We start from the raw sequence: 13,730 nt of genomic DNA on the forward strand, positions 1-13,730 counted from the left end.
AATGCGGCAATGGAGAGCTTTTTTGGTACGCTTAAGTCCGAGTTTTTCTACCTGAAGCGTTTCGAGAGCGCTGAGGAACTGAAAGCCGGTCTGGACGAGTACATCCACTACTACAACCATGACCGCATCAAGCTAAAGCTCAATGGCATGAGCCCTGTGAAATACAGGACTCATGCTGCTGAGGCTGCTAGCTGAAACTGTCCAACTTTTCGGGGGCAGTCCACTTATGTGGGAGCGGGCTTGCTCGCGAATGCGGTGGGTCAGCCAACTACTTGGCAACTGATCCACCGCCATCGCAGCCTCGCCGGGGCTCGAAAACTCCCACATTTCTGGATCTGCTGTGCCCTGACGGGTTAGCGCCGGGTCAGCAGGACGCCCGACTCCATATGGTGGGTCCACGGGAATTGGTCGAACATGGCACAACGGGTGATGCGGTGCGTGTCATGCAGTTGCGCGATGTTGGCCGCCAGCGTTTCCGGGTTGCAGGAGATGTACAGGATGTTCTCGAAGCGCCGGGTCAACTCGCAGGTGTCCGGGTCCATGCCCGCGCGAGGTGGGTCGACGAATACGCTACCGAACTCGTAGCTCTTGAGGTCGATGCCGTGCAGGCGTCGGAACGGCCGCACTTCGTTCAGGGCTTCGGTCAGTTCTTCGGCGGACAGGCGCACCAGGGTGACGTTATCCACCGCGTTTTCATCGAGGTTGCTCAGGGCGGCATTGACCGACGTCTTGCTGATCTCGGTGGCCAGAACCTTGCGCACGCGGGTCGCCAGGGGCAGGGTGAAGTTGCCATTGCCGCAATACAACTCCAGCAGGTCATCACTGCGATCGCCCAGGGCGTCATAGGCCCAGTTGAGCATCTTCTGGTTCACCGTGCCGTTGGGCTGGGTGAAGGCGCCTTCGGGTTGGCGATAGCTGAAGGTGCGACCGCCGACAGCGAGTTTCTCGATCACGTAGTCGTGGCCGATCACATCACGCTTGCCCTTGGAGCGGCCGATGATGCTGACGTTCAGGTCGGCAGCCAGCTGGTTGGCAGCGGTGTGCCAGTGTTCGTCCAGCGGGCGGTGATAGCACAACGTGATCATCGCGTCGCCGGCCAGGGTGGTGAGGAACTCCACTTGGAACAGCTTGTGGCTCAGGGCGGCGCTGGCTTGCCAGGCGGCCTTGAGTTGCGGCATCAACTGATTGATGCGCAGGCTGGCGATGGGGAATTCTTCGATCAGGATCGGCGTGCGCTTGTCGTCCTGGGAGAACATCGCGTAGTGGCGCTGGCCACCTTCGCGCCACAGGCGGAACTCGGCGCGCAGGCGGAAGTTCTGCAGGGGCGAATCGAAGACCTGCGGCTCGGGCGCGTCGAACGGCGCGAGCAGGTCACGCAAACGCGTGACCTTGTCTTGCAGTTGCAGGGCGTAACTTGCTGCATCAAAAGTCATGCGGGGAACCAGCCTAGCTTGATCACGAACAGGATCGACAGAATCACCAGCGCTGGGTTGAGTTCACGGTAGCGGCCCGTAAGCAGCTTGATACCGGTCCAGGCGATGAAGCCGAAGGCGATGCCGTTGGCGATGGAGTAAGTGAAGGGCATCGCCAGGGCGGTGATCACCACCGGCGCGGCAACAGTAATGTCGTCCCAGTCGATTTCCGCCAGGCCCGAGGTCATCAGCACCGCGACAAACAGCAGCGCGGGAGCGGTGGCAAACGCCGGGACGCTGGCCGCCAGCGGCGAGAAGAACAGCGCCAGCAGGAACAAGATCGCCACCACGATGGCGGTCAGGCCGGTGCGGCCGCCGGCACTCACGCCAGCAGCAGACTCGATGTAGCTGGTGGTGGTCGAGGTGCCCAGCAGTGAACCGGCCATGGCGGCGGTGCTGTCGGCGATCAGGGCGCGGCCCATTTTCGGCATGTGGCCGTCCTTGCCCATCAGGCCGGCGCGCTTGGCGACGCCGATCAGGGTGCCGGAGTTGTCGAACAGGTCAACGAACAGGAAGGCGAAGATCACGCTGATCAAGCCCACGTCCAGGGCGCCGGCGATGTCCAGTTGCAGGAAGGTCGGGGCCAGGGACGGTGGCATCGATACCACGCCGCCGAATGGGGTCACGCCGAGCGCGATGGCTGCGATGGTCACCGCGAGGATGCCGATCAACACCGCGCCGCGCACTTTCAGGGCTTCCAGGGCCACGATCAGGAAAAAGCCCAGGGTCGCCAGGATCGGTGCAGGTTTGGCCAGGTCGCCCATGCCCAGCATGGTCGCCGGGTTGCTGACCACGATCCCGGCGTTATGCAGGGCGATCAGCGCCAGGAACAGGCCGATACCGGCGGCAATCGCCGAGCGCAGGGGCAGCGGGATCGCATTGATGATCCATTCGCGGATGCGGAAGATCGACAGCAGGAAAAACAGCACGGCGGAGATAAATACCGCACCGAGCGCCACTTGCCAGGTATGGCCCAGGTGCAGGACCACGGTGTAGGTAAAGAAGGCGTTCAGGCCCATGCCCGGTGCCAGGGCGATCGGGTAGTTGGCGATCAGGCCCATGATCGTCGAACCGATGGCCGCCGCCAGGCAAGTGGCGACAAACAGCGCGCCCTTGTCCATGCCGGTCTCGCCGAGGATGCTCGGGTTGACGAACAGAATGTAGGCCATGGCCAGGAACGTTGTGATACCGGCGAGAATCTCGGTACGCACGTTGGTGTTGTGTGCCTTGAGTTGAAACAGCTTTTCCAGCATGCCTGCTCCCTGTGGCGCGCTTGGCGCCGTGATTTGTTGACCTCAAAGTCAAAGCACAAACTGCGCCAAGCGCCGCGTGTTTTCTAGAGAGGATCGGAAAAAGCGGCGCATCATACCAGCAGGTCGACGGCCTGTGGCGCCCAGCCTCGGTTTTGTTGAGTGTGGCCTTGAGGCATACTCCGTCGACGTTCAGTCCTGAGTCATCCAAAGCATGAAAAAAGCCATCGCGTGCAGTCTAGCCCCGTTCGCCTGTATCGGCCTGTGGCTGGCGGCGGCACCGGCATGGGGCGCGCCTGCACCGGCCTTGAGCGAGGTGCGGGTGTTCCAGGTGCAGTCCCAGGCGTGCAACGAGTCCATCGCCGAGGGCGCCGACAGCACCCGGCAGTGCCAGCACCGTGGGCCGACGCAGGTCTCGGTGATGGAAGTGGGCCTTGGCAATAATTCCATCGCCACCTTTGATGGGGCGCGGCTTGCGGGGCGCAGTACGGCTATCTGCCAAGTCGGCTCCAGCAGCCAGGCGTGCAATGGCGCTGGTACGTTGATGGGCTACGTCTATGTCTTTGACGTGGATATCCGCGCAGCGGGCTGGTTCGAGTACAGCAACACGTCCATCAATGTGCCGCGCAACACCTTGAAGACTCAGCTACGCATCCAGTAATGGCCCCATGTAATTACAGGGTCAGGGCGCCTCGGCCGGCGTATGCATGCGGTCCCGCTTGGCCAGCGTCGGGAACAGTTTGATCCACACCCCGGTCACCACCAGCGTGCCGACCCCGCCCAGCACCACGGCGGGCACCGTGCCCAACCAGTGGGCGGTAACGCCGGACTCGAACTCGCCCAACTGATTGGACGCCCCGATAAACAAGCCATTGACCGCACTGACCCGCCCGCGCATTTCATCGGGGGTTTCCAGTTGCACGAATGAGGCACGGATCACCATGCTGATCATGTCCGCCGCCCCCAGCACCACCAGCACCGCCAGGGAGAACCAGAATGACGTGGACAGGCCGAAGGCAATGGTCGCCACGCCAAACACGCCGACGGCGGTAAACATCACACGGCCCACGTGCCGGTCCACGGCAAACCGCGCCAGCCACAACGACATCAGCAGCGCGCCCACCGCTGGCGCCGAACGCAGCAGCCCCAGGCCCCATGGGCCGGTCAACAGGATGTCCTTGGCAAACACCGGCAGCAACGCGGTGGCGCCGCCCAGCAACACGGCGAACAGGTCCAGGGAGATCGCCCCGAGGATGTCCGGCCGGCTGCGGATAAAGCGAATCCCCGCCAGCAACGAGTCCAGCGTTGCCTTGCCTTTGTTCAGCGGGGTTTGCCGCGCCGGCAGGTTGAGGGTCAGCACACAAGCAATCAGGTACAGCAGCACCGTCGGGCCATACACCCAGGCGCTACCGAAGGCATAAAGCAAACCGCCCAGGGCCGGCGCGACGATGGTTGCCGATTGCTGGGCCGACTGCGCCGCTGCCACCGCCCGTGGGAACAGGGCACTGGGCACGATGCTCGGCAGCAGGGCCTGGGTGGTGGGCATTTCGAAGGAGCGGGCAGCGCCGAGCAGGAACGCCAGGATAAAAATCATCTCGCGGGTGACATTGCCCGTCAGGCTGCCAATCACCAGCGCCAGGGCGATCATCGCCTGCAACGTCTGGCAAATGGCGGCGACCTTGCGTCGTTCGTAACGGTCGGCGACATGCCCGGTGTGCAGCATGAACAGCACCCGCGGTACAAACTCCACCAGGCCTACCAACCCCAGGTCCAGCACGTTGCCAGTCAGTTGATAGAGGTTCCAGCCGATGGCCACGGTGAGCATCTGGAAGCCACTGGCGGTAAAAATCCGTGCCAGCCAGAACGCTATAAAAGGACGGTGATGACGTAACAGCAGCGGGGTTTCACTGGGCATCGGCAGGGACTGGACTGAGCGTGGGGAAAGGCGAGATTAGCACCAACCTGTAACAAATAGTTGCTGCTTCGGAAATATCCTTAGCAAGGCATCTATTTTGCTGAGTCAACCTGTCACGCGGCAAAAGACCACACAGTCCAACCTGGAAAATGGGACTACTCTTTCATCGTTGCTTGATCCAGATCAATGCTGACTTGAGTGTTGTGCTGGCGGCCGCAAGGCCAGAATCCCTACGTGGTTGGTAAAAAAAGAACGAATTGCAATTCGCCACACTCCATATCCGTGGGGGCAGTGGGTGCAGGCCTCCCTGCTTGCAGCCGGTATTACCTGACAGAGGAAGACTTATGTTCGGTTTGGAGGCGCTAGATCTCGCCCGAATTCAATTCGCGTTCACCATCTCGTTCCATATCCTGTTCCCGGCCATCACCATTGGCCTGGCCAGTTACCTCGCGGTGCTGGAGGGCCTGTGGCTCAAGACCCACAACGATACCTACCGTGACCTCTACCACTTCTGGTCGAAGATCTTTGCCGTCAACTTCGGCATGGGCGTGGTCTCGGGCCTGGTCATGGCCTATCAGTTCGGCACCAACTGGAGCCGCTTCTCGGACTTCGCCGGTTCCGTCACGGGGCCCTTGCTGACCTATGAAGTGCTCACCGCGTTCTTCCTTGAAGCGGGCTTTCTTGGGGTGATGCTGTTTGGCTGGAACAAGGTCGGGCGCAAGCTGCACTTCTTTGCCACGGTGATGGTGGCCGTCGGTACGTTGATCTCGACGTTCTGGATCCTTGCCTCCAACAGTTGGATGCAAACCCCGCAAGGTTTTGAAATCGTCGATGGCCGGGTGATCCCGACCGATTGGCTGGCGGTGATCTTCAACCCCTCGTTCCCCTATCGTCTGGCGCACATGGCCACGGCGGCGTTTGTCGCCACCGCGTTCTTCGTCGGCTCCTCGGCGGCCTGGCACTTGCTGCGGGGCAAGGACAACCCGGCGATCCGCACCATGCTGTCGATGGCAATGTGGATGGCGTTGATCGTCGCACCAATCCAGGCGGTCATCGGTGACTTCCACGGCCTCAATACGCTGAAGCACCAACCGGCGAAAATCGCCGCCATCGAAGGCCACTGGGAAAACATCGGCAATGAGCCGACCCCGCTGATCCTGTTCGGCTGGCCGGACATGAAGGAAGAGCGGACCAAGTACAAGGTGGAAATCCCCTACCTGGGCAGCCTGATTCTCACCCACTCCCTGGACAAGCAAGTGCCGGCCCTCAAGGAGTTCCCGCCCGAGGATCGCGCCAACTCGACCATCGTGTTCTGGTCGTTCCGGATCATGGTCGGCCTGGGCATGTTGATGATCTTCACCGGCCTGTTCAGCCTCTGGCTGCGCAAGGGCGGCAAGCTCTATAGCAACAAACCCTTCCTGTACCTGGTGCTATGGATGGGCCCGTCGGGGTTGATTGCGATCCTGGCCGGCTGGTTCACCACCGAAATCGGGCGCCAGCCCTGGGTGGTCTACGGCTTGATGCGCACGGCGGACGCCTCCTCCAACCACAGCGTGGTGCAGATGAGCATCACCCTGGCGCTGTTTGTGGTGGTGTACTTCGCCCTGTTTGGCGCCGGCCTGGGCTACATGATGCGCCTGGTGCGCAAAGGCCCGGTGACCCACGAAAGCACCGAGCCGGCCCACGGTGGCCCCGGGCAGCAACGCACCCCGGCGCGTCCATTGTCGGCGGCCGATGACAGCGGCGACGCCGATCACGGCGACACTCTGAACAAGGGGAATTGAGTCATGGGTATTGATCTTCCGCTGATCTGGGCCGTGATCATCATCTTCGGCATCATGATGTACGTGGTCATGGATGGCTTTGACCTGGGGATTGGCATTCTCTTCCCCTTTATCCCGGGCAAGACTGACCGCGACGTGATGATGAACACCGTCGCCCCGGTCTGGGACGGCAACGAAACCTGGCTGGTACTGGGGGGCGCGGCGTTGTTCGGCGCGTTCCCGCTGGCCTATTCGGTGGTGCTCTCGGCGCTGTACCTGCCGTTGATCCTGATGCTGATCGGCCTGATCTTCCGCGGCGTGGCCTTTGAGTTCCGCTTCAAGGCCAAGGATGACAAGCGCCACCTGTGGGACAAGGCGTTTATCGGCGGCTCGCTGGCCGCCACCTTCTTCCAGGGCGTGGCGCTGGGGGCATTCATCGAGGGCATTCCGGTGGTCGACCGCCAGTTCGCCGGTGGTTCATTGGACTGGTTCTCGCCGTTTGCTTTGTTTTGCGGTGTGGCCTTGATCGTGGCCTATGCGCTGCTGGGCTGCACCTGGCTGATCATGAAGACTGAAGGCAAGTTGCAGGAGCAGATGCACAACCTGGCACGACCGCTGGCGTTCGTGGTGTTGGCGGTGATTGGCATCGTCAGTATCTGGACGCCCCTGGCTCACCCGGACATCGCTTCGCGCTGGTTCACCCTGCCGAACCTGTTCTGGTTCCTGCCGGTGCCGATCCTGGTCCTGGTGACCATGTACGCCCTGGTGCGTGCCGTGGCCCGCAATGCTCATTACGCGCCGTTCCTGTTGACACTGGTGTTGATCTTCCTGGGGTACAGCGGCCTGGGCATCAGCTTGTGGCCGAACATCATCCCGCCGTCGATCTCGATCTGGGACGCTGCCGCGCCGCCGCAAAGCCAGGGCTTCATGCTGGTAGGCACGCTGTTCATCATCCCATTCATCCTGGGCTACACCTTCTGGAGCTATTACGTGTTCCGCGGCAAGGTGACCCATGAAGACGGCTATCACTAGGAGGCGTGCACCATGAGCGGTAAACCTTCACTGGACGACATCGAACAGGCCGAGAAAAAGCCGCTCTGGCAGCGCCTGGGCTGGCTGGCGATGATCTGGACCGGCAGCGTCCTGGCCCTGTTCGTGGTGGCCAGCCTGATGCGCATGTTCATGAACGCCGCTGGCTTGAGCACTCACTGACATCCCACGCTGTCTTGACCCTCCTTGCGGAGGGTTTTTTTTGCGTGGCTTATTTACGGGCCTTGAGGATCACGAACTTTGGCGTCGCCGCCACCTGCTCCACCCCACGGAACAGGCGCGCCAGCTTGCTGTGATAACCCAGGTGGCGGTTGCCGACGATGTACAAGGCGCCGCCGACCACCAGCGCTTCGCGGGCCTGCTGGAACATGCGCCAGGCGAGGAAATCGCCCACCACCTGCTGTTGGTGGAACGGTGGGTTGCACAACACCACGTCCAAAGATTGCGGCTCCTGGTCTGCCAGGCCGTCGCCGGGGCGAATAGTCACTGGCCGCTCGCCCAGTGCCGCCTGCCAGTTTTCGGCCGCTGATTGCACGGCCATATAGGACTCGTCCACCAGGGTGTATTGCGCTTCGGGGTTTTGCAGGGCGCTGGCAATCGCCAGTACGCCATTGCCGCAACCCAGGTCTGCCACGCGGGCACTGCCCAGGTTTTGCGGCAGGTGGGGGAGGAAGGCGCGGGTGCCGATGTCCAGGCCTTCGCGGCAGAACACGTTGGCGTGGTTAAGCAATTCGATGGCCGGTACGTCCAGGCGATAGCGCGTGGGGTAGGGCGACACGGCCTGCGGTCGATCAGCCTGGGTGGCGATCAGCAGCCGGGCCTTTTTTACCGCCAGCGACGCGTGCATCGGCCCGATGTAACGCTCCAGCAGTTCACCGGCGGCGCGGGGCAGGTGCTTGACCATTGCGCCCGCGATCACTTCGGCGCCGGGTGCCAATTGGCCTTGCAGACGGATCAGTTGCTCTTCCAGCAGCGCCAGGGTTTTCGGCACCCGGATCAGCACACGGTCGAATGGCCCGTGAGGGATCTGGCTGGCGGGAACCACGGTGACGGCATCGAAGGTCTTGTGATTGCGCACCAGGTTTTTTTGCAGGGCCTGGGTGCCGAGGAACGAATCGCCGCTGGTGGTGACATGCACATGCCCCTCAAGACTGGCCGCCAGTGCGCCAAAGCTGTCATTGAGCACCAGCACGCGGGTGCTGCTGGCCGGTTGCTGCTCGGCCAGGTGGGCGAGCAAATACTCGTCGGCCGCATCGAACGCCTGCAGCGGTTCATTTTGCTGCTCGGGCTGGCGGATCAAGTCGAGTTGGGCGAAGGGGCTTTCGAGCAGGGGCATGGCGGGGGGAACTCTGGATGATCGACGGGTGTTCCCGGCTGGGCGAGGAACCTCCTGAGTGGACTGCGACGCGGGTGTTGAAGGGCTGCGTCATCACTCAGAACTGGCCGTAAATGTTACGTTTTTTTCCAGAGGATTACATTCGGTGTTTTAACCCGCAGCCTTTAAAAGAGGCCATGTTTCACGGCGCTCATCACGGCGGCAATCTTATTGTTGACCCCCAGCTTTCTCATCGCGCTACTGATATGAAACCCCACGGTGCGTTCTGACAGGCACAGGATCGTGGCGATATCGGCCGCCGTTTTGCCCAGTGCCGACCATTGCAGGATCTCGGTCTCGCGACTGCTGAGTTTGCTGGGACACTGGAAATCAGGCGCCTTGGCATATTTCTGTACCGCTACGGTATGCAAGGCATGACATATCCACAGTACCTGGCCGGTTTTCTCGTAGAGTTCATGGGCTTGCACCAGGCCATTGCGCCGCGCCAGGCAGATCATGCTGAAAAAGCCGTGGAAGTCATGCACCGACTGTGCCCAGCCATGACTCAGACCGTGGGTTTGGGCATGTGCCCACATGTCAGGGACTGCGGAAAAGGTTTTTTCCTCCCAGACGATCGGTAGCACATTGTGTTTGCAGTGGCTGACCAGCGGGTCCAGTTCGAAGTAGTGTTGTGTTTTGTAGAGGGTGTTCCATTCATCCGGATAGTTGTTGAGGTTGATGTTCTGGGACAGGCGATAGAGGGCATTGGAGCCCATGGTAAAACCGCAGTATTCGAAGCCTAGCTCATACGTGATGTTCAGGGCCGCTTCGAACATTGTGGTCACTTCATCCTCACCTTCCAGTTTAGGGAGACGTGTGTTGCGCCAGTGGACCATCGGTAACTCTCCATGAGGTACATATTGGTTTGTACATGACGCACTTCCTATAGCGTCACCGGGTCGAGTGTAGGACAGCATCTAAACGCTAGGTGGGATATTTCGCACTTATCGCGGCGGTTTTTAGCAGTTTTGACAGGGGTACAGACGCCAGGAGGCCTGTGTGTGGGACTTCGCCAGATCGTATGAGTCGTAGGTCCGTACAACATGGTCTGTCAGCCTGGCTGGATGCCACTACAAACCGGCGGTGTTTCCGGGCGACACTTTGGGCGACACTAGGGATTACCTGTAAACCGGAGCCCCCCATGACGGCCAGTGCTGAAAAATTCACCCGCCAGACCCTGATTGATGTGCAGTCATTGACCCCCAGCCTGTTCACCCTGCGTACCACCCGCGATCCGGGTTTTCGGTTCACCGCCGGGCAGTTTGTTCGCCTGGGCGTGACCAAGCCCGATGGGAGCCTGGTGTGGCGTGCTTATTCGGTGGTGTCATCGCCCTTTGATGAGTTCCTGGAGTTTTTCTCCATCGTGGTGCCTGGCGGCGAGTTCACCAGTGAACTGAGCCGCCTGCGCGTTGGCGATGAGTTGCTGGTGGAGCGCCAGGCCACCGGTTTTTTGACCTTGAATCGCTTTGTCGATGGTCGCGACCTATGGCTGCTGGGCACCGGCACGGGCATTGCGCCATTTCTGTCGATCCTGCAGGACTTTGAAGTCTGGGAGAAATTCGAGCGGATCATCCTGGTCTACAGCGCCAGGGAAGCCCGGGAACTGGCCTACCAGACACTGATCGCGCAATTGGGTGAGCGTGAATACCTGAGCGAATACGCCCATAAACTCACCTACCTGCCCATCGTGACGCGTGAGCAGCACCCGGGCGCATTGAATGGGCGTATTACCACCCTGATCGAAAATGGCGAACTGGAGCGGGCGGCGGGCGTGGACCTGACGCCGGAGCATTCACGGGTGATGATTTGCGGCAACCCGCAGATGATCGATGACACCCGCCAGTTGCTTAAACAACGGGATATGCAATTGAGCCTGGCCCGCAGACCGGGGCAAGTCGCCGTAGAAAACTACTGGTAGAAAAAAGGCGCCTGGTCAGAGGCGCCTTTTCATGTTGCGAGTCGGTTACAAGGGCTTGTTGTTCTGGGCCTTGAGCAGATCGCGGATCTCCCCCAGCAGTTCCTCTTCCTTGGTGGGCACCGGTGGCAGGGTTGGTGCCACGGCTTCTTCGCGCTTGAGGCGGTTGATGGCCTTGACGCCCATGAAGATTGCGAACGCAATGATCACGAAGTCGATGATGCTCTGGATGAATTTGCCGTAGGCCAGGACTACTGCAGGGATATCGCCCTGAGCGGCCTTGAGCGTTACCGCCAGGTCCCCGAAGTTCACACCGCCGATCAACACGCCGATGGGTGGCATCACTACGTCGCCCACAAAGGATGAAACAATTTTGCCGAAGGCGGCGCCGATGATAATACCGACCGCCATGTCGACCACATTACCTTTGACCGCGAAGGCCTTGAACTCACTGAGCACGCCCATAGGTTATTCCTTGTTACAGTTGAGAGGGGAGAGTGCAGTGTAAGTCAGTCTGCAGTGGCTTGCGCGACACAACTGTTAACACTGTTCGTTGTTATCGACATATTAAATCGCAAATAGTTTGCAAAGTGCCATCATTCGCGCGCGGATTACCCGTGATTTCAGGGCTTTACCAGATTATTTTTTCAATCGGGTAGGTCAGGGTTTTCTATTTATCTTCTGGCGTTCAGGGCTCTAGCCTCTGGCAAGCACCTGTTCGAGTGCAATAAAACAACCAGAGGAACGCCTGATGAAAAACCTTATTAGTCGCAGGTCTATTGCTGCGCGAACTGTATTGATAATTGCCAGTGCCAGTCTGCTATCGGTGTCTGTACAGGCCGCTAACTTGACGCGCGATAATGGTGCGGCGGTTGGCGATAATCAGAACTCGCAAACGGCTGGCGCGACCGGCCCGGTATTACTGCAAGATGTGCAGTTGATCCAGAAACTGCAGCGCTTTGATCGTGAACGTATCCCCGAGCGTGTGGTACATGCCCGTGGTACCGGGGCCCATGGCACCTTCACGGTCACCGACAACCTCAGCGACCTGACCAAAGCCAAGGTATTTGCCGCAGGCGAGGCCACACCGGTGTTCGTACGCTTCTCTGCCGTCGTCCATGGCAACCATTCCCCGGAAACCCTGCGCGATCCTCGCGGTTTCGCCACCAAGTTCTATACCACCGAAGGTAACTGGGACTTGGTGGGCAATAATTTCCCCACCTTCTTTATTCGCGATGCGATCAAGTTCCCGGATATGGTGCACGCCTTCAAACCTGACCCGCGCACTAACCTGGATGACGACTCCCGCCGCTTCGACTTCTTCTCCCATGTTCCAGAAGCCACCCGCACATTGACCGAGTTGTATTCGGACTCCGGTACGCCGGCCAGTTACCGGGAAATGGACGGTAATGGTGTACATGCCTACAAGTTGATCAATGCCAAGGGGCAAGTGCACTACGTCAAGTTTCACTGGAAGAGCCTGCAGGGCATCAAGAACCTGGACCCCAAACAAGTTGTCGACGTCCAGGGTCGTGATTACAGCCATATGACTAACGACTTGGTCACCCATATCAACAAGGGCGACTTCCCCAAGTGGGATTTGTATGTGCAGGTCCTCAAGCCCGAAGAACTGGCCAAGTTTGATTTCGACCCCTTGGATGCCACCAAGATCTGGCCCGATGTGCCCGAGCGCAAAGTCGGGCAAATGGTGCTGAACCGTAACCCGGCCAACGTTTTCCAGGAAACCGAGCAAGTGGCCATGGCCCCGGCGAACCTCGTCCCGGGCATCGAACCGTCGGAAGACCGGATGTTGCAAGGTCGGGTGTTCTCCTACGCCGATACGCAAATGTATCGCCTGGGAGCCAACGCCCTGCAACTGCCGATCAACGCCCCACGGATTACCGTCAACAACGGCAACCAGGATGGCGCCATGAACTTCGGCAAGACCACCAGCGGCGTGAACTACCAACCAAGTCGCCTGGTACCACGCGAAGAGTTGCAAAGTGCACGTTACAGCCAGATGCCCCTGGCCGGCAGCACCCAGCAGGCGAAGATCCAGCGTGAGCAGAACTTCAAGCAGGCGGGCGACTTGTACCGCTCCTACAGCCAGAAGGAACGCCAGGACTTGATCGATAACTTCGGTGGCTCCCTGGCGACTACGGATGACGAGAGCAAGCACATCATCCTGTCGTTCCTCTACAAGGCCGACCCGGAATACGGCACTGGCGTGGCCAAGGTCGCCAAGGGCGATCTGGCGCGGGTCAAGGCACTGGCTGAAAAGCTGAACGACTGATTAACTCCTCTGTGTAGGCGCGAGCTTGCTCGCGAAGCTCTCAAAGGCACCGCGTAGATTCAGGATTAACGCGGTGCCCTTGCGTTTTTCGCGAGCAAGCTCGCTCCTACAGGGGGCCATGGAGGAATTTGATGATGCGTAGCTTTATAGGAGCGCTTTTGGCCTGTTGGTCCTTGAGTGTGTTCGCTGACCCACAGGCCCTCAAGGCGCAGTTGCAGGACTACTACTTCGATGCCGCCCGGCGTGGCGACGTGGAAATGCTCAATACCTTTATCGAGGCCGGCTATTCCCTGAGTACCGTTGATGACAAGGGCTACACGGCGCTGATTCTCGCCGCCTATCACGGGCAGGGGCCGGCCGTGGAGCGGTTGCTGGCTGCCGGTGCCGATGCCTGTGTCCAGGACAAGCGCGGCAATACCGCGTTGATGGGCGCCATTTTCAAGGGCGAGTTGAAAATCGCTCAGCGTTTGCTGGGTGCCGACTGCAATCCCGACCAGCGTAATGGCGCCGGGCAGACGGCGGCGATGTTCGCCGGGCTGTTCCAGCGCGTCGAATTACTGGATGCACTCAAGGCCAAGGGCGCCGACCTGAACGCCGAAGACCCGGTGGGAAACAGCGCTTCACGATTGGTCAACGGGGAAATCCGGACCCCGGCGCCACGCTGAGCTATCATCGCGGTTTTTCGGTTGGAGGTTCT

Annotated in this window: 14 protein-coding genes; 8 read left to right on the forward strand and 6 right to left on the reverse strand. The window is 60.0% G+C overall.

Going from position 1 to position 13,730, the window contains the following annotated elements:
* A partial coding sequence (locus tag FJD34_RS03245) for an IS3 family transposase (RefSeq protein ID WP_146552175.1) occupies positions 1 to 195 on the forward strand: 195 nt, incomplete at its 5' end.
* Between the two features lie 158 nt (positions 196 to 353).
* Here the strand turns inward: FJD34_RS03245 and trmA are convergent.
* Positions 354 to 1,433: a tRNA (uridine(54)-C5)-methyltransferase TrmA gene (gene trmA / locus FJD34_RS03250; RefSeq protein WP_065942818.1), complete on the reverse strand. Its 1,080-nt coding sequence runs from the start codon at positions 1,431 to 1,433 to the stop codon at positions 354 to 356.
* On the reverse strand, positions 1,430 to 2,725 hold the full coding sequence (locus tag FJD34_RS03255; protein ID WP_032861840.1) for an NCS2 family permease: 1,296 nt from the start codon (positions 2,723 to 2,725) through the stop codon (positions 1,430 to 1,432). The genes trmA and FJD34_RS03255 overlap by 4 nt, the downstream gene beginning before the upstream one ends.
* 211 nt (positions 2,726 to 2,936) lie before the next feature.
* On the opposite strand from FJD34_RS03255, the gene FJD34_RS03260 reads away from it, so the two are divergent.
* Positions 2,937 to 3,383, forward strand: a complete 447-nt coding sequence (locus tag FJD34_RS03260) for a DUF4879 domain-containing protein (RefSeq protein WP_032861841.1) — start codon at positions 2,937 to 2,939, stop codon at positions 3,381 to 3,383.
* A 21-nt stretch (positions 3,384 to 3,404) separates the two neighbouring features.
* Here FJD34_RS03260 and FJD34_RS03265 read toward each other — a convergent pair whose 3' ends face one another.
* Positions 3,405 to 4,637, reverse strand: a complete 1,233-nt coding sequence (locus FJD34_RS03265) for an MFS transporter (RefSeq protein WP_065942819.1) — start codon at positions 4,635 to 4,637, stop codon at positions 3,405 to 3,407.
* Between the two features lie 344 nt (positions 4,638 to 4,981).
* Here FJD34_RS03265 and FJD34_RS03270 point away from each other — a divergent pair, with 344 nt between their 5' ends.
* From FJD34_RS03270 to FJD34_RS03280, 3 genes are read left to right on the forward strand one after another with little or no spacing between them, the layout of a single operon-like run.
* Positions 4,982 to 6,421, forward strand: a complete 1,440-nt coding sequence (locus tag FJD34_RS03270; protein ID WP_032861843.1) for a cytochrome ubiquinol oxidase subunit I — start codon at positions 4,982 to 4,984, stop codon at positions 6,419 to 6,421.
* Between the two features lie 3 nt (positions 6,422 to 6,424).
* A complete protein-coding gene (gene cydB, locus FJD34_RS03275) occupies positions 6,425 to 7,432 on the forward strand; it encodes a cytochrome d ubiquinol oxidase subunit II (RefSeq protein WP_032861844.1) in 1,008 nt (335 codons plus the stop codon).
* Positions 7,433 to 7,444: 12 nt separating this feature from the next.
* The gene (locus FJD34_RS03280) at positions 7,445 to 7,612 is read left to right on the forward strand and encodes a DUF2474 domain-containing protein (protein ID WP_065942821.1); all 168 of its coding nucleotides are present in this window, start codon (positions 7,445 to 7,447) and stop codon (positions 7,610 to 7,612) included.
* Positions 7,613 to 7,661: 49 nt separating this feature from the next.
* Here FJD34_RS03280 and FJD34_RS03285 read toward each other — a convergent pair whose 3' ends face one another.
* Together FJD34_RS03285 and FJD34_RS03290 are read right to left on the reverse strand one after the other, a co-directional pair.
* Positions 7,662 to 8,786, reverse strand: a complete 1,125-nt coding sequence (locus FJD34_RS03285; protein ID WP_090292106.1) for a methyltransferase — start codon at positions 8,784 to 8,786, stop codon at positions 7,662 to 7,664.
* A 164-nt stretch (positions 8,787 to 8,950) separates the two neighbouring features.
* On the reverse strand, positions 8,951 to 9,661 hold the full coding sequence (locus tag FJD34_RS03290; protein WP_090292104.1) for a helix-turn-helix transcriptional regulator: 711 nt from the start codon (positions 9,659 to 9,661) through the stop codon (positions 8,951 to 8,953).
* A gap of 305 nt (positions 9,662 to 9,966) precedes the next feature.
* Here FJD34_RS03290 and FJD34_RS03295 point away from each other — a divergent pair, with 305 nt between their 5' ends.
* Complete coding sequence (locus tag FJD34_RS03295; RefSeq protein ID WP_032861847.1) at positions 9,967 to 10,743, forward strand: ferredoxin--NADP reductase; 777 nt, start codon at positions 9,967 to 9,969, stop codon at positions 10,741 to 10,743.
* Between the two features lie 45 nt (positions 10,744 to 10,788).
* On the opposite strand, the gene mscL is transcribed toward FJD34_RS03295, so the two are convergent.
* A complete protein-coding gene (mscL, locus tag FJD34_RS03300) occupies positions 10,789 to 11,205 on the reverse strand; it encodes a large-conductance mechanosensitive channel protein MscL (RefSeq protein WP_032861849.1) in 417 nt (138 codons plus the stop codon).
* A gap of 286 nt (positions 11,206 to 11,491) precedes the next feature.
* On the opposite strand from mscL, the gene katB reads away from it, so the two are divergent.
* Positions 11,492 to 13,033: a catalase KatB gene (gene katB, locus FJD34_RS03305; RefSeq protein WP_090292102.1), complete on the forward strand. Its 1,542-nt coding sequence runs from the start codon at positions 11,492 to 11,494 to the stop codon at positions 13,031 to 13,033.
* Between the two features lie 134 nt (positions 13,034 to 13,167).
* Positions 13,168 to 13,698, forward strand: coding sequence for an ankyrin repeat domain-containing protein (locus tag FJD34_RS03310; RefSeq protein WP_032861973.1), 531 nt, complete (start codon positions 13,168 to 13,170; stop codon positions 13,696 to 13,698).
* The last annotated feature ends 32 nt before the right edge of the window (positions 13,699 to 13,730 follow it).

This window comes from Pseudomonas brenneri (assembly GCF_007858285.1).
Lineage (GTDB): Bacteria > Pseudomonadota > Gammaproteobacteria > Pseudomonadales > Pseudomonadaceae > Aquipseudomonas > Aquipseudomonas brenneri.